The following is a 22,919-nucleotide window of genomic DNA, read 5'->3' on the forward strand; positions in this document are numbered from 1 at the left end:
GGCATACTAGGCCAGTCTCCATCCTTGGTACGCCAAACTCCATGCTTCGCGCCCTGATTCTCCTAGCCCTGTCTTGCCTGCTCAGCCCGGCCTTTGCCGATGAGCGTGCGCAGACCCAGCAGCAACTGGACGCCACCCGCCAGGACATTGCCGAGCTCAAGAAGACGCTGGGCAAGCTCCAGGAAGAAAAGGCCGGTGTGCAAAAGGACCTCAAAGCCACCGAGACCGACATCGGTAACCTCGAAAAGCAGGTGGAGGCACTGCAACAAGAACTAAAAAAGACCGAGGGCGATCTGGAGCGCCTTGATACCGAGAAAAAAAAACTCCAGAGCGCCCGCGTTGAACAACAGCGACTGATCGCCATCCAGGCCCGCTCGGCCTACCAGAACAACGGCCGCGAGGAATACCTCAAGCTGCTGCTCAACCAGCAGAACCCCGAGAAGTTCGCCCGCACCCTTACGTATTACGACTACATCAGCAAGGCGCGCCTGGAACAACTGCGTACCTTCAACGAGACCCTGCGCCAGCTGGCCAACGTCGAGCAGGAAATTGCCAGCCAGCAGGAGCAGTTGCTGGCCCAGCGCGCCGACCTCGACAGCCGCCGCCAAGCCCTGGAAGCCGAGCGCGGCAAGCGCCAGCAGGTGCTGGCCAAGCTCAATGGCGACATGAAGGACCGCGACCAGAAGTTGCAGGCCCGCGAGCAGGACCAGGCCGACCTGTCCAAAGTGCTCAAGACCATCGAGGAAACCCTGGCCCGGCAGGCCCGCGAAGCTGAAGAAGCACGCAAGAAAGCCTTGCTGGCCCAGCAGGAAGCTGAAAAACGCCGCCAGCAGGAAGCCCTGGCCGCCGCCGCTGCCCGCGAACAGGCCAAGGAGCCGGTGGAGCCACCGAAAAAGGCACGCACTACCCTGGGCCCGATGGTTTCCAGCGACGGCGCCAACTACGGCGGCGCTTTTTCTGCCGCACGGGGCAAACTTCCATGGCCCGTCAATGGTCGACTGCTGGCACGCTTTGGCGATGCCCGCGGCAGCGATGCCCGTGCCAAGTGGGACGGGGTGATGATCAGCGCCAACCCAGGCACCCAGGTACGTGCCGTACACGGCGGGCGCGTGGTGTTTGCCGACTGGTTGCGCGGTGCCGGCCTTCTGGTCATTCTCGACCATGGCAACGGTTACCTGAGCCTGTACGGCCACAACCAGAGCCTGCTCAAGAGCGCCGGTGATATCGTCAAGGCCGGTGAAGCCATTTCCACCGTTGGCGACAGCGGTGGCCAGGACGCGGCAGGCTTGTACTTCGCCATCCGCCAGCAGGGCCGGCCGACCGACCCTTCGCAATGGTGCCGGGGCTAGTCAAATTTCAACGGCGTAGCCTGAGTGCTGCGCCGATGCTCCCCAGGGAGCGCTTACAGGATCAGGAGTTCGTTCGACATGCTGCACTCGCCTCGTCTCACCCAGCTGGCCCTGTCCATCGCCCTGGCGGTCGGTGCGCCCCTGGCCGTTGCTGCAGAGCCGGCCAAGGCCGCCGCAGTGCCCGCCACCGAGGTCACGGCCAAGGCGCCACTGCCACTGGAAGAGCTGCGCACCTTCGCCGAGGTCATGGACCGCATCAAGGCGGCCTATGTAGAGCCAGTGGACGACAAGACCCTGCTGGAAAACGCCATTAAAGGCATGCTCAGCAACCTTGACCCGCACTCGGCCTACCTCGGCCCCGAAGACTTCCAGGAGCTGCAGGAAAGCACCAGCGGCGAGTTCGGCGGGCTGGGCATCGAAGTAGGCCAGGAAGACGGCTTCATCAAGGTGGTCTCGCCTATCGATGACACCCCGGCCTCCCGGGCTGGCGTGCAGGCCGGCGACCTGATCGTCAAGATCAACGGCGCCCCGACCCGCGGCCAGACCATGACCGAAGCGGTCGACAAGATGCGCGGCAAGGTTGGCGAAAAAATCACCCTGACCTTGGTGCGCGACGGCGGTAACCCGTTTGACGTGACCCTGGCCCGCGCGGTCATTCAGGTCAAAAGCGTGAAGAGCCAGCTGCTGGAAAACGACTACGGCTACATCCGTATCACCCAGTTCCAGGTCAAGACCGGTGACGAAGTGGGCAAGGCCCTGGCCAAGCTGCGCAAGGACAACGGCAAGAAGCTGCGCGGGGTCGTGCTGGACCTGCGCAACAACCCGGGCGGCGTACTGCAATCGGCGGTGGAAGTGGCCGACCACTTCCTGACCAAGGGCCTGATCGTCTACACCAAAGGCCGCATCGCCAACTCCGAACTGCGTTTCTCCGCCGACCCGGCCGACGCCAGCGAAGGCGTGCCACTGGTGGTGCTGATCAACGGCGGCAGTGCCTCGGCCTCCGAGATTGTCGCCGGCGCCCTGCAGGACCAGAAACGCGCTGTGCTGATGGGTACCGACAGCTTCGGCAAAGGCTCGGTGCAGACCGTGTTGCCACTGGCCAACGACCGTGCCCTGAAGCTCACCACCGCGCTGTACTTCACCCCCAATGGCCGCTCGATCCAGGCCCAGGGCATCGTCCCCGATATCGAAGTACGCCCGGCCAAGCTCACCGCTGAAGTCGACACCGACAACTTCAAGGAAGCGGACCTGCAGGGGCACCTGGGCAACGGCAACGGCGGCGCCGACCGCCCGACCGGGAGCAGCAAGCGCAAGGAGCGCCCACAGGATGACGACTTCCAGTTGAGCCAGGCGCTGAGCCTGCTCAAAGGGCTGAACATCACCTCAGGCAAGTGATTCACCCTATGCGGTATCTGCTGTGTCTGTTGTTCTGCCTGTTGGCCGGGGTCGTGCAAGCGGCACCGGCCAACAAGGCCTACATGAGCATCATCATCGACGACCTGGGCCAGAGCACCGAGCGGGACAGCCGCACCCTCGCCCTGCCCGGCCCGGTGACCATGGCGATCATGCCCGACACCCCCCATGCCAGCGATTTCGCCCGCCAGGCCCATAAGGCCGGCAAGACGGTGATCCTGCACATGCCCATGGACCCTGCCACCGGGCCCTATGCCTGGCACCCCGAGTTGCCGCTGCCGGTCCTGGCCAGCAGGCTGGACGCAGCCTTGGCCAAGGTGCCATTCGCCGCCGGCATCAACAACCACATGGGCAGCCGCATGACCGCCCAGCGTGATGCCATGACCTGGTTGATGGGTGAGTTACAACAACGTCACCTGTTCTTCGTCGACAGCCGCACCAGCGCGGCCACCGTGGCCGCCGCCGAGGCCCAGCGTATCGGCCTTGCCCACGTTTCGCGCGATGTGTTCCTCGACGATGTACGCACTACCGAGGCCATCACCGGCCAGTTGCAGCAAGGCATCGCCCTGGCGCGCAAGCAGGGTTCGGCCGTGCTGATCGGCCACCCTTACCCGCAAACCCTGCAAGTACTGGAACGTGAGCTGCCCCAGCTCAGGCGCCAGGGCATCGAGCTGATCAACCTGAAGCAGATGATCGCCGAACGTAGCAACCAGGCCATGCCCGCCCATGGCAAGCACGGCCAGTACAGCAATCGCTGAAGTGCTCAGGTGAAGTCGATAATGCCCGCCACGTCAGCCAGCCGCAGTTCGCCCCGGTAGATATCCAGCAAGTCGCGCCCACTGGCGGCCGCACGCATCTGCGCCAAACGCCCCAGCTTGCGCTGCGACCACAGTTTCAGGTGCCCCTTGGTGAAATCGCTGGCTGGTGTAGTGCTGCTGGGGTAATGGAAGTGCGCCTCCCACAGCCCCTCACCCACGGCTCTGCCTTCCCTGGGCAAACGCCGGACTTCGTAAATATCCAGATAATCGCTGGCCGCAAGTGCCTTGCGCGTCCCGACACGCTGGATGGTTATCAGTTTCTGCTCGTGCAAATAGCGCAGGCCGTTGGCGTTAGGAGAACTGGTCGAGTAGTACAAGGCCGTCAGGAAATCACGGCGGACAGTCTGTAACCGCTCGACTGCGGCGGTCAGCCCTTCGAATAGCTCATCCCCGGGTGAATGCCCGGCCAATGCCTCATTGAGCTTTTCCAGATGCCCGTCGATGATGGTTGCCAGGTTCAGGGGCTCATTGGCTTTCAGGTACCCTCGCGCCAGGCCGACAACCGCGTCAGTCTGATTTATAAACGCCCGGGCCTGTTTACGGCTGACATGCGGATCGAGCGGTGAGCGCGGGTCTTCCTGCGCTTGCTCAAGCGCGTCCTCGACCCATGCATCGTCCTGCTGCCGAAATGTCTTGAGCACGTGTTGAGTGCGAGAGTCACGCTGCTGCACAAGCGCAACGCCATCCACTTCGACTTCCTCGGCCAACACACTGCGCCCCTGCTGTGTACGCGCCAAGTGCCTTCGCCCTCCTCTGGGTGCATGAACCTGGACGCGCATGGGCCGCAACTCCTGCAACTGCTCTTCCCGAACCCATTGAGCCATTTCCTTTTCAGCCGCGCCTTTCAACTCACCCAACACCTTCTGGTAGGCCTTCAGCTGCTCCGCCTTGATCGCGGCACCGCCTACACTGGCGAGGTAGTCCGCCATGGTCGATGCTTCTTCATAAACTTCCAGCACCCCTTTCAAGACCTCGATGCGGTCCGCCACGCCCAACGTGCTGCCGGCAAGGTCACCGTGCGCACTACCGGCACTTCTCAGGTTGCTCCCCGACAGGTATTCGAAATAATCCTGCAACACACGTTCCTCGACATCGGCAAGCCGATCGAGGGTGAGCTCGCCCAGATCCTGGAGCAGGCGGAACTTAAGGTCCACCGCCGTCAGCCGCCGCTGTTCGATCTGGCTTTTAAGCTCCCTGTCCTTGCTTATACGCGCCTCGGTTTCACGATCGCGGAAAGAGAAGGTATCGTCGTTGAGCGTTTCTTCGAGCAGACGGTCAAACAGGCTGGAAGCATCGACCATGTCCATTTCCCATTTCACAACGGTCACAAGTTCCTGACGAAACGCTACATACAGCGCAATTTCCGCCTCCCCCTCAGGGTGAACCGTAATCTGCTCCGCGAGCGTATCGATGTCAGCATTGTTAATGAACTTGGCCAGCTCATTGTAAAAGGTCGCGACACTGTCAATCAGGTCCTGCCGACTACTATTACGCAGGTCAGCCAATGCACCGGTAAAGGTAGGATCGTCATGCCTGAAGGCATAAAGCTCGCCGAGAACGGCGTCATGCTGGACCAGGTTATCGATGACAGCCTTCAGTTCGTACGCAAGCTTGATGTTGATCTGCTTGCGCAAGCGGCGGGTCAGTTCAAGCTCTTGCAGGTTGAGCTCGTCGGGCTGCTCGATCGCCTCCAGCACCTGGATCCGCTTGTCCTTGGCTATCAGCAAATCACGGTGCCGGTTGAGTGGTTCAGCCAACGCGTTATGCCGCTGGGAAAGCTCTATTTCTTTGGCTTTTAGCGCCTCGATCTTGCGCTGGTTTTGCTCCTTGAGCAGTGTGCGCCGGCTCTTGGGCATACCCCCTCGCAAACGCAAACCCGCATCGATATGCCACTGCCCGTACTTGGGTTCAAGCCAAGGCCCCATCTCCCCCGTCGTGGTCACGACACGCACACGGTCATTGTCGGGCTGCACTTCATAAACATCACCGGCAAGGGTCACGTACAAGCGCTGTGCTATCTGATAGAGACCTTGCCATGGGCCGCTCTGGATCACTTCAAGGCCATTGACCGAGACGGGTGAACGCAACTTCAGCAATGCGCTGCGCCGCTCAGGCGCAAGCAGGTTGAAACCCTGCATGTCACGCCAACGGGTTTCCAGCAACGTGGATACCTGTTCACCCAAGCCACTGGGCAAACCTACCTTGCCTTGGGCCGGTGAGTCGCCGGCTACGGCCTCGAATGCACCGGCCAATGGCAGCTCCGGGTACTCAACCCGGCCACCCGGCGGCGTCGTGCCCTCAACAGCGGAAGGCAAGCGCGCATGCAGAAGGGCCATGGCTGCATTCAATACCAGGTCCACCACCGCTGCCGATCGTTCAAACTCACTGCCGTGCTGCCAGATCGCTACGTCACGCGTGATACCTGACATGGCTTGAGCCAGCCAAGCTACGGTGGCAACAGGGCCACGCAGCAGCAACGTCGCCACATCAAACAGCAGCCAGGCACCCTTGACCAACAGTGCCCAGCGGCTTTCTGCATTGGATACGGCATTACGGTCCGCCAGCTCGATCAACAGCTGCCGATTGGCGTTGTACAGGTAGGTGTCGACATCCGCCTTCCAGAACTGTGCACTGAAACTGGCGGGTTGAGCGGGCTCAGGCAAAATCGAGGTATCGATGATCGGCCGGCCCAGGTGCGGCTCCAGGAAACCGCCATTGTCGTAGACCGGCCTGGCCGACGCCGGCAGCCACGTCAGAATGCTGTCCTGCAACGCGCCTGCCTGGCGGATGGCTTTCATCATGTGCGAAAGGCTGGCGAACTCTGTCAGCGCCGCATTGCCATACAGAGGGCGGTACAACAGCACCGTCGAAGGTTCCGTGCATTTCAGCACATACATACCCGTTACCTGGTCGGGCTCACGCGCATCCGGCGCTCGCTTGAACGCCAAGGGCATCAGCACACTCGCTGGCAATTCCGTATCCAGCAGGCCACGGCAATAATCACCCACAGCCTGCAAGCCTGCCTCACTCAATGTGCCACCCATTCTGGCCGACAGGGCGCAGAACAACAGTGAGCATCGCCACTCACGCGCGAACCGGGCCATGCGCACTTGACGTGTATAGGGCTCGTCCAGCTTGTCGGCGACGTACGTGGGGTAATGAGCACCGATATCGACCCTGGCGACCAGTGCTTTCAAGTAATCCAGTGTGAGCCAATCCATGATCAGCTGGCCTTGCGAATGGCTGACCCCCGTCAACGTTGCGCCATCGAGCGAAGCCAGGTTGCCGATGGCAAACTCCGTCAGGCTCATGCTGCGATGCTCCACAGCGCCGCCACCGGGCCCGGCACCGGCGCCCCCTGGTATTCCCCTGGCGAGGGTGAGCGTGAGTTGCAAGTCGTCGGCAAAGTAGTTGGCATCCACCGGATGGTCAGCCAACATTTCTGCTCTCAGCCGTTGGCTGGCATAGCTGTACAGGTCCAGCACATCGTCCAGTGCACCTGTGCCATCCGACTGTGCCTGGGCCAGCGCAAGGTCAAACAGGGCAGCCTGGCAGGCGAAACTGTTCGGTGCACTGGCGGCCAGCAGCCCCGGCGGCACATCAGGCTTGCTGTCATTACCCGCACGGTAACCCTCGATGAACCACTGAGCGGGGTCCGTTACGCGAGCGTAGGCTTGCTCCAGGGCTTCCACGCTCTCAACGTGCATGTACCGCAGGCGCCGCGCCGAGGTAAGCATGCGCTCCAGCAGCAGTGTGCATTGCTGCGCAAAGCTGTCGCCCTCCAGCTCATGGCGGTCCCACGTCATCGAATCGAAACGGTAACGCTCCGCCAAGCGTTCACGCAGTGCCAAGGCAAATGCGTCGAATGTGTCATAAGCCAACACCACACTCGATGGCGCACACCACACAACGGCCTGCGCTTCATCACACTCACCCTGTAGCAGAAGGTCTGGCAGCAGTAGCGAGACTGTCTGCCCATCCAGCAGCAGGTGAACTTCAACAACAAAAACCGAAGGTTGCTGCTTACCGCCCTGAAGCAGACCGAGCACACAGGCCCTTTGCAGGTCATCCAGGCCTTGCAACGGCAAGTTCTGCAAGAGCGCAGCACGCATGGCCAGCGCCAACCAACGTTCACGAGGCGCGCCCATGCTGCCCGTTTGCGACCAGTAGTCCACCTGGGCCTGGCTGAAATACTCCGGCAGCGTCAGCACAAGGTCTTCCAGGTCGCTCAGGGCGTTGGTGATTGCCACCATGTTGTAGGTGAGCGAATTTCCCTGCTGATCCTTCAGGTAGTAGGGCGCTTGTACGGCAATATGGAAAGTGCCTCCGGCTGCCCCGAGGGACATAAGCGGGCGCCCTGACTGCAGGCTTTCCATGACGCAATCGACCAAGGGCCGAGACGTCCAGCTGTCGTAAGGGCGGGACGACTCGGCTTTATCCACAGGCACCAGCAGCGTGATGTACTCAGCCGATGGCAAGGTGGCAGTAGCAAGAATTGGAACATGGCGGGTCAGGACCATGAGCAACTGCTCGCTGGCCACTTCACGCATCGTAGGGCGTTTGGCGAACTCGGCACTGACAGCGGCATGAAGATCCGGGATGGGCGTTTGCTCGAAAACCATGCGGTGGCTCCTTGTGAATGACGATCAGCAAGGATGAAGAGCAGCCGCCACGCCATGCGGTATCTATTTAATCGGCACAAAAAAGGCCCTGCCGTTGCCGGCAGGGCCCTCTCATATGGCGATAACGCTGATCAGCTGTACACACGCCCCAACAGCTGGCGATGGCTTTCGAACTGGTCAAGCACATCACGCACGATCTGCTCCGGCGCAAAGCCCATCAGGTCGTACTCCTGGCTGCCATCGTGCAGGTACACCTCGGCACGGTAGAAGCGCTGGCGCACCTCCGGCTCGCCTTCCACCGGCGCCTCGCTCGGCGCGGCCATGTAGCCGTCAAGGCTCACTTCGTAAACGAACGGGTTACCCTCGTCCATCATCACCCGCAGGCCCATCATGTTGCGCGACTGGCCAACGCGGGTTTCCACCTCAAAGCCCAGAGTCTGCAACTGCGCGGCCGCTTCTTTCAGCGCCGGGCTGACCTGCTTGTCCATGAAGCGTTGCACCACAGCCTGGGTCGGTTGCAGCTCCAGTTGGGTCAGGCGCTCGCTGAAACCGCGACGGCCACGGGCGGCCAGCTCGGCGCGCTCGCTTTCTACTGCAACGTCCTGCTTCATGGCCTTGTACAGGCCAAACATGAACAGCACCAGCACCACCGAGAACGGCAGGCCCGCCAGTACCACCATGGTCTGCATGGCTTCGAAGTTACCGGCAAACAGCAGGCCGATGGTGACCAGGGTGATAACCACCGACCAGAACACCACCATCCAGTGCGGGGCGTCTTCGTCGACCTTGCCGCCTTTGCACGACAGGTTGGCCATCATCACCGCGCCGGAGTCGGCCGGGGTGAGGAACAGCACAAAGCCCACGAACACCGCTACACCGATCACGATCTTGGCTGCCGGGAAGTATTCCAGCAGCTGGTAGATCGACATCGACGGTTGCTCCAGCGCGGTCTTGCCCAGCTCCACGGCGCCCTGGTTGATCACCAGATCCAGGGCGGTGTTGCCAAAGATCGACAACCAGGCCAGGGTAAAGCCCAGCGGGATCAGCAGCACGCCCATCACCAGCTGGCGCACGGTGCGGCCCTTGGAGATACGGGCAATGAACATGCCGACGAACGGGCCCCAGGAAATCCACCAGGCCCAGTAGAACACGGTCCACAGGCCCAGCCAACGCTCGGACTTGCCCGCCTCGCCTTCATACACGTACAGGTCGAAGGTTTTCAGCACGATGCCGTTCAGGTAATCGCCGATGTTCTGCACGAAGCCGTTGAGCAGGTGCAGGGTTTCGCCGCCCAGCAGCACGAAGATCAGCAGGCCGCTGAACAGCATGATGTTCAGGTTGGACAGGCGGCGAATGCCGTTCTCCACACCCGAAACCGCCGCCACGGTGGCCACACCCGCCATGACCAGGATCACCACCAGCAGGTTGGTCTTGCTGTGGTCCATGCCAAACAGGTATTCCAGGCCAGAGGACACCTGCATCGAGCCAATGCCCAGGTTGGTCACCAGGCCCAGCAGGGTGACGAACATGCCGAAGATGTCCACGGCGTTGCCGGCAGCGCCCTTGACCCAACGCTCACCCACCAACGGGTACAGCGCCGAGCGCAGTGCCAGCGGCTGGTTGTGGCGGTAGGCGAAGTAACCCACGGCCAGGCCGACCAGGGCATAGATTGCCCAGCCGTGCAGGCCCCAGTGCAGGAAGGTTAGTTGCAGGCCCTGGCGCGCAGCTTCGAGGCTGGCCGGGGTACCTTCCGGCGGGTTGAAGTAGTGGTCCAGCGGCTCGGAAGCGCCGAAGTACAGCAGCGAAATACCGATACCGGACGAGAAGAGCATGCCGGCCCAGGCGCCGTAGCTGAAGTCCGGCTGGTCGTCCTTGCCGCCCAGCTTGAGGCTGCCGTAGTCGGAGAAGGCCAGGTAAACGACAAACACCAGGTAACCGCAGATCACCAGCATGTAGTACCAGCCAAAGGTGCGCGTCAGCCATTTCTGGGCCACGCCCAGCACCTGGCCGGCGGTTTCGGGTACAGCGATCAGCAAGGCAGTCAGAACAAGGATCATCAGCGCGGAGGTGAAGAACACCACGCGGTTGACCCGTACCCTCTCGGCGGGGGGCTTGGTAAGTGAGGCAGAACTCATTGCACGAATGCTCCGGGCAGTACGGCTGTGGAGGCTAATCAGTCATTCCCGAGCAATTGGTGGAATATCCCCACTGCGTCAGGTGTTATAAAAGCACCCTGGAAACCGTGATCCCGAATCGATACGTTGCAAAAAAACAGACAGATGGCCTGCTGAAAAAGCCACACCTCGGCAGAGGTGCGCGCATTCGTCACAGATCACTTCGCCCGCTCCAAGGGCCTGTCGCAGGGCCAGTGACCGTACGGCAGAATCTGCATTTCGCATCGCTCATGCCCGTCAACGCCTTGTATTCCGGGGGTTACGCGATTTCCTAGGGTGTCAACTCGTGCCTTCTCGACCGCCTGAAAAACTGTCAATGGCACAAATTGTCGCAGAGCTTATTCTTTATTGATTGAACGTTCAATCAAAACAAAATAGACTGGCCTTCGCCGAGTCAGCCGCCCGTCGTCTGCTCGCAGGCCTGAGGAGATAGCAAGATGCCCAAGGTCGGTATGCAACCCATCCGCCGCCAGCAGTTGATCGAAGCCACGTTGCAGGCGGTCGATCAGGTCGGTCTGGGGGACGCCAGCATTGCGCTGATTGCCCGTTTGGCCGGTGTGTCGAACGGCATCATCAGTCACTACTTTCAGGACAAGAACGGCCTGATTGCAGCGACGATGGGTTACATCATGAACATGCTCAACGAAGGTGTTCGAGCACGTCGCCAGGCCCTGACGGACGACAGCCCGCGCGCTCACCTGAAAGTGATCATCGAGGGCAACTTCGATGCCAGCCAGGTAAACGGCCCGGCAATGAAAACCTGGTTGGCCTTCTGGGCTTCCAGCATGCACCAGCCCGATTTGCACAGGTTGCAGCGGATCAACGACCACCGCTTGTATTCCAACCTGTGCTGCCAGTTCCGCCGCGCCTTGCCGCTCTACCATGCGCGCAAGGCAGCCCGCGGCCTGGCGGCCTTGATCGATGGACTGTGGCTGCGTGGCGCCCTGTCGGGTGATGCATTCGACACCGACCAGGCGATACGGATTGCTTACGAATACATGGATCTACAACTGGCTAAACAGCACACCCTGGGTACAAACGACCAGGCCGCTGAACAACCGCGCACGGCCCTTGCCAACCCGGCTGGAGCGTGACGCGCAAGCCAAACCACACACTGCACTTGCGAGGACACTATGGCCCGTTTCGGAACGCAAAAACTCTACATTGATGGCGCTTACGTCGACGCTGGCAGCGATGCCACCTTCGAAGCCATCAACCCGGCCACCGGCGAAGTCCTCGCCCACGTACAGCGTGCCACCCAGGCTGACGTCGAGAAGGCTGTGGAAAGCGCCGAGCGCGGCCAGAAAGTCTGGGCAGCGATGACTGCCATGCAGCGTTCGCGCATCCTGCGCCGCGCCGTCGACATCCTGCGCGAGCGCAACGACGAGCTGGCCATGCTGGAAACCCTGGACACTGGCAAGTCTTACTCCGAAACCCGCTACGTCGACATCGTCACCGGCGCCGACGTGCTGGAATACTACGCAGGCCTGGTACCGGCCATCGAAGGCGAGCAGATCCCGCTGCGCGAATCGTCCTTCGTCTACACCCGTCGCGAGCCACTGGGCGTCACCGTGGGTATCGGTGCCTGGAACTACCCGATCCAGATCGCCCTGTGGAAGTCCGCCCCGGCCCTGGCCGCTGGCAACGCGATGATCTTCAAGCCGTCGGAAGTCACCTCGCTGACCACCCTGAAACTGGCCGAGATCTACACCGAAGCCGGCCTGCCGAACGGTGTGTTCAACGTCCTGACCGGCAGCGGCCGCGAAGTCGGCACCTGGCTGACCGAGCACCCACGCATTGAAAAAGTGTCCTTCACCGGCGGCACCACCACTGGCAAGAAGGTCATGGCCAGCGCCTCCAGCTCGTCGCTGAAGGAAGTCACCATGGAACTGGGCGGCAAGTCGCCACTGATCATCTGCGCCGACGCCGACCTGGACAAGGCCGCCGACATCGCCATGATGGCCAACTTCTACAGCTCGGGCCAGGTATGCACCAACGGTACCCGCGTGTTCATCCCTGCCGAGATGAAAGCGGCTTTCGAAGCCAAGATCGCCGAGCGCGTAGCCCGCATTCGCGTTGGCAACCCGGAAGACGAAAACACCAACTTCGGCCCGCTGGTCAGCTTCCCGCACATGGAAAACGTGCTGGGCTACATCGCCAAGGGCAAAGAGGAAGGTGCCCGTGTGCTGTGCGGTGGCGAGCGTCTGACTGCCGGTGACTTCGCCAAGGGCGCCTTCGTGGCCCCGACCGTGTTCACCGACTGCACCGACGACATGACCATCGTCAAGGAAGAAATCTTCGGCCCGGTGATGAGCATTCTCACCTACGAAACCGAAGAAGAAGTGATCCGTCGTGCCAACGACACCGAGTACGGCCTGGCCGCCGGTGTGTGCACCAACGACATCACCCGCGCCCACCGCATCATCCACAAGCTGGAAGCCGGTATCTGCTGGATCAACGCCTGGGGCGAATCGCCGGCCGAAATGCCGGTTGGTGGCTACAAGCAGTCGGGCGTCGGCCGTGAAAACGGCGTCAGCTCGCTGGCTCAATACACCCGCATCAAGTCGGTCCAGGTCGAGCTGGGCGGCTACAACTCGGTTTTCTAAACCCTGTCTAGCCACGCCCATGCCGCTGCGCACGGGCGTTCCCGCTCCCTGATCACCGCCAAACACGAGGGTACTTTCATGTCCCAAGAATTCGATTACATCATCGTCGGCGCAGGCTCCGCCGGTAACACCCTGGCTACCCGCCTGACCGAAGACGCCGGCGTTACCGTACTGCTGCTGGAAGCCGGTGGCCCCGACTACCGCTTCGACTTCCGCACCCAGATGCCAGCCGCCCTGGCCTTCCCGCTGCAGGGCCGCCGCTACAACTGGGCCTACGAGACCGACCCGGAGCCGTATATGGACGGCCGCCGCATGGAATGCGGTCGCGGCAAAGGCCTGGGTGGCTCGTCGCTGATCAACGGCATGTGCTACATCCGCGGTAATGCCCTGGACTTCGATGGCTGGGCAGAACTGCCAGGCCTGGAGGACTGGACCTATCTGGACTGCCTGCCGTACTTCCGCAAGGCCGAAACCCGCGACATCGGCCCGAACGACTACCACGGTGGCGAAGGCCCGGTCAGCGTGACCACGCCGAAAGCCGGCAACAACCCGCTGTTCCACGCCATGGTCGAAGCCGGCGTGCAGGCCGGTTACCCGCGCACCGAAGACCTGAATGGCTACCAGCAGGAAGGCTTCGGCCCGATGGACCGTACGGTGACCAAGAACGGCCGCCGCTCCAGCACCGCCCGTGGCTATCTGGACCAGGCCAAGAAGCGCCCGAACCTGACCATCGTCACCCACGCCCTGACTGACCGCGTGCTGTTCGACGGCAAGCGCGCCATTGGCGTGACCTACCTGGTCGGCGACAGTGAAGAACGTGTTGAAGCCCGTGCCCGCAAGGAAGTGATCGTCAGCTCTGGCGCCATCGCATCGCCGCAACTGCTGCAACGCTCCGGCGTCGGCCCGCGTCACTTGCTGGAAAGCCTGGACATCCCGGTGGTACACGACCTGCCGGGCGTTGGTGAGAACCTGCAGGATCACCTGGAACTGTACCTGCAGTACGCCTGCACCCAGCCAGTATCGCTGTACCCCTCGCTGCTGTGGTGGAACCAGCCGGCCATCGGTGCGGAGTGGATGTTCAACGGCACCGGCATCGGCGCCAGCAACCAGTTCGAGGCTGGCGGTTTCATCCGTACCCGCCCTGAGTTCAAGTGGCCGAACATTCAGTACCACTTCCTGCCGGTCGCCATTAACTACAACGGCTCCAATGGCGTGAAGGAACACGGCTTCCAGGCGCATATGGGCTCCATGCGCTCGCCGGCCCGTGGCCGCATCCAGGCCAAGTCGAAGAACCCGCGCCAGCACCCGAGCATCCTGTTCAACTACATGTCCACCGAGCAGGACTGGCAGGAATTCCGCGACGGTATCCGCCTGACCCGTGAAATCATGGCCCAGCCTGCGCTGGACCCGTACCGTGGCCGCGAAATCAGCCCGGGCGCCCACGTGCAAACCGACGAAGAACTGGACAAGTTCATCCGCGAGCACGCCGAAACTGCCTTCCACCCGTCCTGCTCGTGCAAGATGGGCACCGATGATATGGCAGTGGTCGACGGCGAAGGCCGTGTGCACGGCATGAAGGGCCTGCGTGTGGTCGATGCGTCGATCATGCCGCTGATCATCACCGGCAACCTCAACGCCACCACGATCATGATCGCCGAGAAAATCTCCGACAAGATCCGTGGCCGCAAGCCATTGCCGCGCAGCACTGCCAAGTACTATGTGGCGGGCGATGCACCGGTGAAGGGCAAGCCGATGCGTGAAGTGAAGCAGGCCTGACATCGGCACCATTGGGGCTGCTTTGCAGCCCTTCGCGGGCTTGCCCGCGAAGGGCCGCAACGCGGCCCCAAATCCCTTGGTTGACTGGCATCAGGTCGGCAGCGCAAAGAATGTACGCATCAACCCGTCATCCTCCACACCCAATCGTTCCGCCATCACCTGACGGTTGAACAACGCCCCCGTGCGCATCTCACGCACCCTCGCCCCCTCCGGCGCCCGCGCCAGTGCCTTCAGGCACACCTCCATGAAGCGATGATTGTCTCCCTTCACCGGCGTCAGCTTTTCAACCTGCAAATAACGCCCCGGCATCATCAGCGACTCCGCCTCGTCCGGACGCCTTGAGAACGGCCCGATCGGCATTGCCTGCACGTCCTCACCCGGCTCCAGCACATACACCAACGCGTTGTCGCCAAAAGCCCCCTTGCCGCTCACCTGGGTCTGCGGGTCGTTGAACACCTCCCACAGGGCATAAGGGTTTTCTGTGAACGACGTAAAACGAATAAACAGGTCACCCACAACAGCTTGCCGCTGCGTGTCATTCGAGGCCACATGCGCTTCTATCCAGGCCTGGAGCGTTGCGCGATCGTCGAAGACCACCAGCACATTCTGCGCATCGGGTAGATAGACGCACTGCCTGCCGGTCTTGAGTGAGTACAGAAACAGCGGCCTGACACCGGGATCGCTGCTGGAAAGCGAACGCCAGCCACCCCGGGCATTTGCAGGATAATCCTCGCGCAGCGCTTTCAGGCTACTCGGCAGCAGCGTCACACGCAGCGTTGCCGCAAGCAGTTCACGCCGCTCAAGTTCGCTGAGCACGGACTGGCCGACAACGGCAAGAAAGCGGGCGCGGGCCAGTACGCAGTAATCTTCGCCACACTGCTCACGAAAACGGCTCAGTGCCTCGCTGTAGCGCCCCGCAAAATCCATTTGCCAGAACGCCTTCAGCATCGCCTGCGGGTCGAGCCGCACTTCGTTACGCTCGTCATAATCGCCATGGCTGGCATCCACCCGGTAGAAACCGCCATAGACACTCAACTCATCGGCAGCGGTCTGCTGCTGTGGGCTGAAGCGCTGGATAACCAGCTCGGTCAGGCTCAGCGACCGCTGCGGCGGCCCACGGTGGCACCAGCCGGTGTAGCTGTGCGAGCTGCTGGCCGCCGACTGGAACTCGTGCCAGTAGAGCGTGTCCGGGTCCAGCCAGTACCCCAGCTGCTGGCGCAGCACATGGCCCGCCGCCTGGCGCGCAAGGCCGTGCAAATCAGGAAATTGCCCAAGCAGGCGCTGGGCCACCTGGGCAAGAGGGAGGCGTTGTTTATCGTTCATGCTATTCGGCTGCCTGACTGTGGGGGACACCACTACATCCGCAAGCCGTAACTACAGTGCGGTATCGCTTTACAGCCCGCATCAGCCTCAGGTTAGAATCGATTGGCACGCGACCTGCTAGCTTTTGCTGAAAAATCCGCTACCACGTCCCTTCCCCCGCTGTTTCGGAGTACCTGCCTTTGGATGCAAGCACCATCAATAGCCTGTTCCTGATCGGCGCATTGCTGGTGGGTGCAAGTATCCTGGTCAGCTCGCTGTCGTCACGCCTGGGCATCCCTATCCTGGTCATTATCCTCGCCGTCGGCATGGTCGCCGGTGTGGATGGTGGCGGCATCATCTTCAACAACTACCCCACCGCCTACCTGGTGGGCAACCTGGCGCTGGCCGTGATCCTGCTAGACGGTGGCCTGCGCACGCGGGTGGCAAGTTTTCGCGTGGCGCTGTGGCCGGCGCTGTCGCTGGCCACGGTCGGGGTCATGATCACCACCGCCCTCACCGGCCTGGTCGCCGCCTGGCTGTTCAACCTCAGCCTGATCCAGGGCTTGCTGATTGGCGCCATTGTCGGCTCCACCGACGCCGCAGCAGTGTTCTCGCTGCTGGGCGGCAAAGGCCTGAACGAGCGGGTTACCGCCACCCTGGAGATCGAATCGGGTAGCAACGACCCGATGGCAGTGTTCCTGACCGTCACCCTGATCGACATGATCGCCAGCGGCCAGACCGGCCTGCACTGGAGCCTGCTGGGCCACCTGCTGCGCGAGTTCGGCATCGGCGGCCTGCTGGGCTTGGGTGGCGGCTGGCTGATGCTGCAACTGGTCAACCGCATCAACCTGGCTGGCGGCTTGTATCCGATCCTGGTGGTGGCCGGTGGCCTGGTGGTGTTCTCGTTGACCAACGCCCTGCACGGCAGCGGTTTCCTCGCCGTGTACCTGTGCGGCCTGGTGCTGGGCAACAAGCCGATCCGCAGCCGCCATGGCATCCTGCACATGCTCGACGGCATGGCCTGGCTAGCCCAGATCGGCATGTTCCTGGTGCTGGGGCTGCTGGTCACTCCGCACGACCTGCTGCCCATCGCCCTGCCGGCACTGGGCCTGGCGCTGTGGATGATCCTGGTGGCGCGGCCGCTGTCGGTGGTCGCCGCCTTGCTGCCCTTCAAGGCCTTCCATGGCCGCGAAAAAGGCTTCATTTCCTGGGTGGGCCTGCGCGGCGCGGTACCGATCATTCTGGCGGTGTTCCCGCTGATGGCCGGCCTGCCGGACGCCCAGCTGTTCTTCAACCTGGCGTTCTTCATCGTGCTGGTGTCGCTGCTGGTGCAAGGCACCAGCCTGCCGTGGATGGCCAAGCTGCTGAAAGTGACCGTACCGCCAGACCCGGCACCGATCTCCCGCTCTGCCCTGGAAGTGCACATCACCAGCGAGTGGGAGCTGTTCGTGTACCGCCTGGGTGCCGAAAAATGGTGCATCGGCGCCGCCCTGCGCGAGCTGAAAATGCCCGAAGGCACGCGGATTGCCGCCCTGTTCCGTAACGAGCAGTTGCTGCACCCGTCGGGCAGTACCGTGCTGGAAGTAGGCGACATGCTCTGCGTGATCGGCCACGAGCACAACCTGCCGGCCCTGGGCAAACTGTTCAGCCAGGCACCCCAGCGCGGCCTGGACCTGCGCTTTTTCGGCGACTTCGTACTCGAAGGCGATGCCGAACTGGGCGCGGTTGCAGCGTTGTACGGCCTGAAGCTCGATGGCCTGGACGCGAAAATGCCGTTGGCGCAGTTCATCCGACAGAAGGTCGGAGGCGCTCCAGTAGTAGGTGACCAGGTCGAATGGCATGGCACGATCTGGACCGTGGCGACCATGGACGGGAACAAGATCCAGAAAGTGGGCGTCAGATTCCCCGAAGGAACGCGACCCGGACCAGGATTGTTCCTCTAAACTTCGTTTCTGCCGGATCCACAAGTAGTCTGCCTATGTCCCTGCGCGTGTACCTTCGCACAGCCCTGCTCGGGCTGTGCCTGTCCCTTTCCTTTGCGGCCACCGCCGCAGAGGCCCCGACCACCGCCAGCATCCAGAACAGCCTCGACAAGATCGCCGAGCGCAAGCTGCCCGAGGCCGACCAGAAGGCCCTGCAGCAGGTGCTCGAACAGACCTTGAGCCAGCTCGCCAGCAAGGAAGACAGCGAGAAGAAGCTTGTCGCACTTAAGCAGCAGCTGGCCGGGGCCCCGAAAGAAACCAGCGACAGCCAGAAAGAGCTCGCCAGGCTCAAGGAAAGCAAGCCCCAGCCCGTCGCCCAGCGTTATGCCACGCTGAGCGTGCCGCAGCTTGAGCAGATGCTCAGCGAGCGCAACACCCAACAGGGCGAGCTGCAAAAGGCGCTGTCCGAAGCCAACAGCCTGATCATCAACTCGCAAACCCGCCCGGAACGCGCCCAGGCCGAAATCAGCAACAGCCAGGCCCGTGCTCAGCAGATCAACAACATCCTCAAAACCGGCAAGGACGGCGGCAAATCCATCAACGCCGACCAGCGCAACCAGCTCAATGCCGAGCTGGCCTCGCTCAATGCGCTGACCCTGCTGCGCCGCCAGGAGTTGGCCGGTAACAGCCTGCTGCAAGACCTGGGCAACGCCCGCCACGACCTGCTGATCGAACGCGCCACACGCCTGGAGCAGGAAATCCAGGACCTGCAGACCCTGATCAACGACAAGCGCCTGGCCCAGTCCCAGGAGGCGGTAACCCAGCAGTCCATCGAAGCCCAGAAGGCCGGCGGCAGCAGCCTGCTGGCCACCGAAAGCGCGCTTAACCTCAAGCTTTCCGACTACCTGCTGAAAAGTACCGACCGCCTGAACGAACTGACCCAGCAGAACCTGCGCACCAAACAGCAACTGGACAGCCTGACCCAGGCCGACCAGGCGCTGGACGAGCAGATCAACGTGCTCAAGGGCAGCCTGCTGCTGTCCAAGATCCTCTACAAGCAGAAGCAGACCCTGCCGCACCTGAAGGTCGACCGCGACCTGGCCGACCAGATCGCCGACACCCGCCTGTACCAGTTCGAGGTCAACCAGCAGCGCGAGCAAATGAGCAGCCCGGTCACCTATGTCGACAAGCTGCTGGCCGCCCAACCGCAGGAAGCGGTGACGCCTCAGCTGCGCAAGGCCCTGCTGGAAGTGGCGATCAACCGTAGCGACCTGCTGGAGCGGTTGAACCGCGAGCTGTCGGCACTGCTGAACGAATCGATCACCCTGCAGCTCAATCAGAAGCAGTTGCTGGGCACCGCGCAGAGCCTGCGCACCACCCTCGACGAGCAGATGTTCTGGATCCCCAGCAACAAGCCGCTGGACTGGGACTGGCTGAGCTATGTGCCAGAGCGCCTGGCCGACCAGGTCGCCAACCTGCCGTGGGGTTCGGGCCTGAAAGAGCTGGCCGACGGCCTCAGCCAGCGCCCGCTGCTGTTCCTGCCATTGCTGCTGGTGATTGGCGCCCTGTTGTGGCGGCGCCAGTACCTGTACCAACGGCTGGGCAAGGTGCACCAGGACATCGGCCATTTCCGCCGTGACAGCCAGTGGCACACGCCCCAGGCGATTCTTATCAACATCCTCTTGGCGATGCCGGTCAGCCTTGGCCTGGCGCTGTGCAGCTACGCCCTGCAGATCGACGCCCGCGGGCAAAACGCCAACCTCGGCGCCGCCCTCTGGCAACTGGCCCAGGCCTGGCTGGTGTTCTACACCGCCTACCGCATCCTCGCCCCCGGTGGCGTGGCCGAAATCCACTTCCGCTGGCACAAGCCGCAGGTCGAGTTCTTGCGTGGCTGGGTGCGCCGCCTGGGCACCGTGGTACTGGCGCTGGTCGGCGTGGTGGCGGTGGCCGAGCACCAGCCTTCGGCGCTGGCCGACGACGTGCTGGGTATCGGCGTGGTGCTGACCTGCTACGCACTGATGGCCTGGCTGCTCAGCCGCCTGCTGCTCAGCAGCCCCGCGCACCGCGACACCTCGCTGTTCCGCAGGGCCGTGGGCGTGGCGTTCACCGCCCTGCCCATCGCCCTGTTCGTCGCCGTGTGCTTCGGCTACTACTACACCGCGCTGAAACTCACCGACCGGCTGATCTACACCTTGTACCTGCTGCTGTTCTGGCTGGTGATCGAAGCCGCCTTCGTGCGCGGCCTGTCGGTGGCGGCACGGCGCCTGGCCTACCAGCGCGCGCTCAGCAAGCGGGCAGCGGCCAAGGAAGGGCTGGATGGCGAAGTCATCACCGAAGAGCCGACGCTGGATATCGAGCAGGTCAACCAGCAGTCGCTGCGCCTGATCCGCCTGGCCCTGCTCGGCGGCTTCATCGCCGGCCTGTACTGGGTCTGGGCAGACCTGATCTCGGTGTTCGCCTACCTCAACAACTTCGTCCTCTACGAATACACCAGCGGCACCGGCGCCGCCGCCAGCATGGTACCGATCAGCCTCGGCGACCTGCTGGGTGCGCTGGTGATCGTCGGCATCACCTTCGCCCTGGCCGGTAACTTGCCGGGCCTGCTGGAAGTCCTGGTGCTGTCACGCCTGAACCTGGCCCAGGGCAGCGCTTACGCCACCACCACGCTGTTGTCGTACACCATCGTCGGCGTCGGTATCGTCAGCACCCTGTCCACCCTGGGGGTGAGCTGGGACAAGCTGCAATGGCTGGTGGCGGCACTGTCGGTGGGCCTGGGCTTCGGCATGCAGGAAATCTTCGCCAACTTCATCTCCGGCATCATGATCCTGTTCGAGCGCCCGGTGCGCATTGGCGACACCATCACCATCGGCAACCTGTCCGGCACGGTCAGCAAGATCCGCATCCGCGCCACCACCATCACCGACTTCGACCGCAAGGACATCATCGTCCCCAACAAGACCTTCATCACCGGCCAGCTGATCAACTGGTCGCTGACCGACACGGTCACCCGGGTGACGCTGAAACTGGGCATCGACTACGGCTCCGACCTGGACCTGGTGCGCGACCTGCTGCTCAAGGGCGCGCACGAAAACCCGCGCGTGCTCAAAGATCCGGAGCCGATCGTGTACTTCCTCAATTTCGGTGAAAGCTCGCTGGACCACGAACTGCGCATGCACGTGCGCGACCTGGGCGACCGCAACCCAACGCTGGACGAGATCAACCGCTACATCAACCGCGAGTTCAAGGCCCACAACATCAAGATCTCGGTACGCCAGGTCGAGGTGTTCCTGATGGACCAGAAGGACGGCAAGCAGCAGCTGATTCCGCTGGAGCAACCTAAACCCGATGGCACTGCACCGGCCTGAGTGGGCTCGAATGCTTTATTCTGTGCTGAATCTCAGGAGCAGCCCGTGAAAGCCCTCGACCAACTCACTTTCGACAACCGCTTCGCCCGCCTGGGCGATGCGTTCTCTACCCAGGTCCTGCCCGAACCCATCGCAGACCCGCGCCTGGTCGTTGCGAGCGAGTCGGCCATGGCGCTGCTCGACCTCGACCCCGCGCAGGCCGACCTGCCGGTGTTTGCCGAGCTGTTCAGCGGCCACAAACTGTGGGAAGAAGCCGACCCACGGGCGATGGTGTATTCCGGCCACCAGTTCGGCTCCTACAACCCACGCCTGGGCGATGGCCGTGGCCTGCTGTTGGCTGAAGTGCTCAACGACAAAGGCGAACACTGGGACCTGCACCTGAAGGGGGCCGGCCAGACCCCGTATTCGCGCATGGGCGACGGCCGCGCTGTGCTGCGCTCGTCGATTCGCGAGTTCCTCGCCTCCGAAGCCCTGCACGCCCTCGGCATCGCCACCAGCCGTGCGCTGTGCGTAGTCGGCTCCAGCACCCCGGTATGGCGCGAAACCCGGGAAAGCGCTGCCATGCTCACCCGCCTGGCGCAGAGCCATGTGCGCTTCGGCCATTTCGAATACTTCTACTACACCAAACAGCCCGAGCAGCAGCGCGTGCTGATCGACCATGTACTGCAGCAGCATTACCCTGAATGCCAGGCTGCCGAGCAACCGTACCTGGCCATGTTCCGCACCATCGTCGAACGCAATGCCGAACTGATCGCCCGCTGGCAGGCCTATGGTTTCTGCCACGGGGTGATGAACACCGACAACATGTCGATCCTGGGCATCACCTTCGACTTCGGCCCCTACGCCTTCCTCGACGACTTCGACGCCAACTTCATCTGCAACCACTCCGACGACCGGGGCCGCTACAGTTACGCCAACCAGGTGCCCATCGCCCACTGGAACCTCAGCGCGCTGGCCCAGGCCCTGACCACGGTGATCGAGGTGGAGCCCCTGAAAGAAGCGCTGGGCCTGTTCCTGCCGCTGTACCAGGCCCACTATCTGGACCTCATGCGCCGCCGCCTGGGCCTGACCACTGCCGAGGATGACGACATGGCGCTGGTCGAGCGCCTGCTGCAGTGCATGCAGCGGGGTGGCGTGGACTACAGCCTGTTCTTCCGCAAGCTGGGCGAACAGCCGGTGGCCGATGCGCTGAACGTAGTGCGTGATGACTTCATCGACCTGGCCGCTTTCGATGCCTGGGGCGCAGATTATCTAGCCCGCTGCCAACGCGAACCCAGCAATGCCCAAGGGCGCCGTGAGCGAATGCATGCGGTGAACCCGCTGTATGTGCTACGCAATTACCTGGCGCAGAAAGCCATCGAAGCGGCTGAAGCGGGGGATTACAGTGAAGTGCGGCGGTTGCATCAGGTGCTGACCAGACCGTTCGAGGAACAAGCCGGCATGCAAGCCTACGCTGAGCGACCGCCGGAATGGGGCAAGCATCTGGAAATCAGCTGCTCTTCATGATTAATGCCCAACCCTGTGGGAGCGGGCTTGTCGAGGCGTCGAACCGCCGCGAAGCAGGTAACGCGA

General features: G+C 62.4%; 13 protein-coding genes. 10 read left to right on the forward strand and 3 right to left on the reverse strand.

Going from position 1 to position 22,919, the window contains the following annotated elements:
• Positions 1 to 41: 41 nt before the first annotated feature.
• The 3 genes from ACF8MI_RS13365 to ACF8MI_RS13375 all read left to right on the forward strand — a co-directional run bounded on the left by ACF8MI_RS13365 (position 42) and on the right by ACF8MI_RS13375 (position 3,520).
• Positions 42 to 1,349, forward strand: coding sequence for a murein hydrolase activator EnvC (locus tag ACF8MI_RS13365; RefSeq protein ID WP_060500661.1), 1,308 nt, complete (start codon positions 42 to 44; stop codon positions 1,347 to 1,349).
• Between the two features lie 78 nt (positions 1,350 to 1,427).
• Positions 1,428 to 2,744 carry a S41 family peptidase gene (locus ACF8MI_RS13370; RefSeq protein ID WP_060500663.1) on the forward strand — a complete coding sequence of 439 codons (1,317 nt, stop codon included), beginning with the start codon at positions 1,428 to 1,430 and terminating at the stop codon, positions 2,742 to 2,744.
• A gap of 8 nt (positions 2,745 to 2,752) precedes the next feature.
• Complete coding sequence (locus ACF8MI_RS13375) at positions 2,753 to 3,520, forward strand: divergent polysaccharide deacetylase family protein (RefSeq protein WP_060500665.1); 768 nt, start codon at positions 2,753 to 2,755, stop codon at positions 3,518 to 3,520.
• A 5-nt stretch (positions 3,521 to 3,525) separates the two neighbouring features.
• On the opposite strand, the gene ACF8MI_RS13380 is transcribed toward ACF8MI_RS13375, so the two are convergent.
• Positions 3,526 to 8,202 (reverse strand): hypothetical protein, encoded by a 4,677-nt coding sequence (locus ACF8MI_RS13380; RefSeq protein ID WP_392517569.1) that lies wholly within the window; start codon positions 8,200 to 8,202, stop codon positions 3,526 to 3,528.
• Between the two features lie 131 nt (positions 8,203 to 8,333).
• Positions 8,334 to 10,280: a BCCT family transporter gene (locus ACF8MI_RS13385; RefSeq protein WP_225850699.1), complete on the reverse strand. Its 1,947-nt coding sequence runs from the start codon at positions 10,278 to 10,280 to the stop codon at positions 8,334 to 8,336.
• 533 nt (positions 10,281 to 10,813) lie between these two features.
• On the opposite strand from ACF8MI_RS13385, the gene betI reads away from it, so the two are divergent.
• The 3 genes from betI (at position 10,814) to betA (ending at position 14,758) form a co-directional block, all read left to right on the forward strand.
• On the forward strand, positions 10,814 to 11,470 hold the full coding sequence (gene betI / locus ACF8MI_RS13390; protein WP_060498023.1) for a transcriptional regulator BetI: 657 nt from the start codon (positions 10,814 to 10,816) through the stop codon (positions 11,468 to 11,470).
• A gap of 39 nt (positions 11,471 to 11,509) precedes the next feature.
• Positions 11,510 to 12,982 carry a betaine-aldehyde dehydrogenase gene (gene betB / locus ACF8MI_RS13395; RefSeq protein WP_027614845.1) on the forward strand — a complete coding sequence of 491 codons (1,473 nt, stop codon included), beginning with the start codon at positions 11,510 to 11,512 and terminating at the stop codon, positions 12,980 to 12,982.
• A 78-nt stretch (positions 12,983 to 13,060) separates the two neighbouring features.
• Entirely contained in the window at positions 13,061 to 14,758 is a 1,698-nt protein-coding gene (gene betA / locus ACF8MI_RS13400; RefSeq protein WP_060498024.1) for a choline dehydrogenase, read from the forward strand.
• Between the two features lie 90 nt (positions 14,759 to 14,848).
• Here the strand turns inward: betA and ACF8MI_RS13405 are convergent, their stop codons facing one another.
• Entirely contained in the window at positions 14,849 to 15,982 is a 1,134-nt protein-coding gene (locus ACF8MI_RS13405) for a dermonecrotic toxin domain-containing protein (RefSeq protein WP_256219127.1), read from the reverse strand.
• Here ACF8MI_RS13405 and ACF8MI_RS13410 point away from each other — a divergent pair, their 5' ends adjacent.
• The 4 genes from ACF8MI_RS13410 (at position 15,983) to selO (ending at position 22,853) form a co-directional block, all read left to right on the forward strand.
• Complete coding sequence (locus ACF8MI_RS13410; protein ID WP_256219128.1) at positions 15,983 to 16,132, forward strand: hypothetical protein; 150 nt, start codon at positions 15,983 to 15,985, stop codon at positions 16,130 to 16,132.
• A gap of 128 nt (positions 16,133 to 16,260) precedes the next feature.
• Complete coding sequence (locus ACF8MI_RS13415; protein WP_016712480.1) at positions 16,261 to 18,003, forward strand: potassium/proton antiporter; 1,743 nt, start codon at positions 16,261 to 16,263, stop codon at positions 18,001 to 18,003.
• Positions 18,004 to 18,038: 35 nt separating this feature from the next.
• The gene (mscK, locus tag ACF8MI_RS13420) at positions 18,039 to 21,347 is read left to right on the forward strand and encodes a mechanosensitive channel MscK (protein WP_060498026.1); all 3,309 of its coding nucleotides are present in this window, start codon (positions 18,039 to 18,041) and stop codon (positions 21,345 to 21,347) included.
• 45 nt (positions 21,348 to 21,392) lie between these two features.
• On the forward strand, positions 21,393 to 22,853 hold the full coding sequence (gene selO, locus ACF8MI_RS13425) for a protein adenylyltransferase SelO (RefSeq protein WP_200928868.1): 1,461 nt from the start codon (positions 21,393 to 21,395) through the stop codon (positions 22,851 to 22,853).
• The last annotated feature ends 66 nt before the right edge of the window (positions 22,854 to 22,919 follow it).

This window comes from Pseudomonas sp. yb_9, assembly GCF_043103635.1.
In the GTDB taxonomy this organism is placed as follows: Bacteria; Pseudomonadota; Gammaproteobacteria; order Pseudomonadales; family Pseudomonadaceae; genus Aquipseudomonas; species Aquipseudomonas monteilii.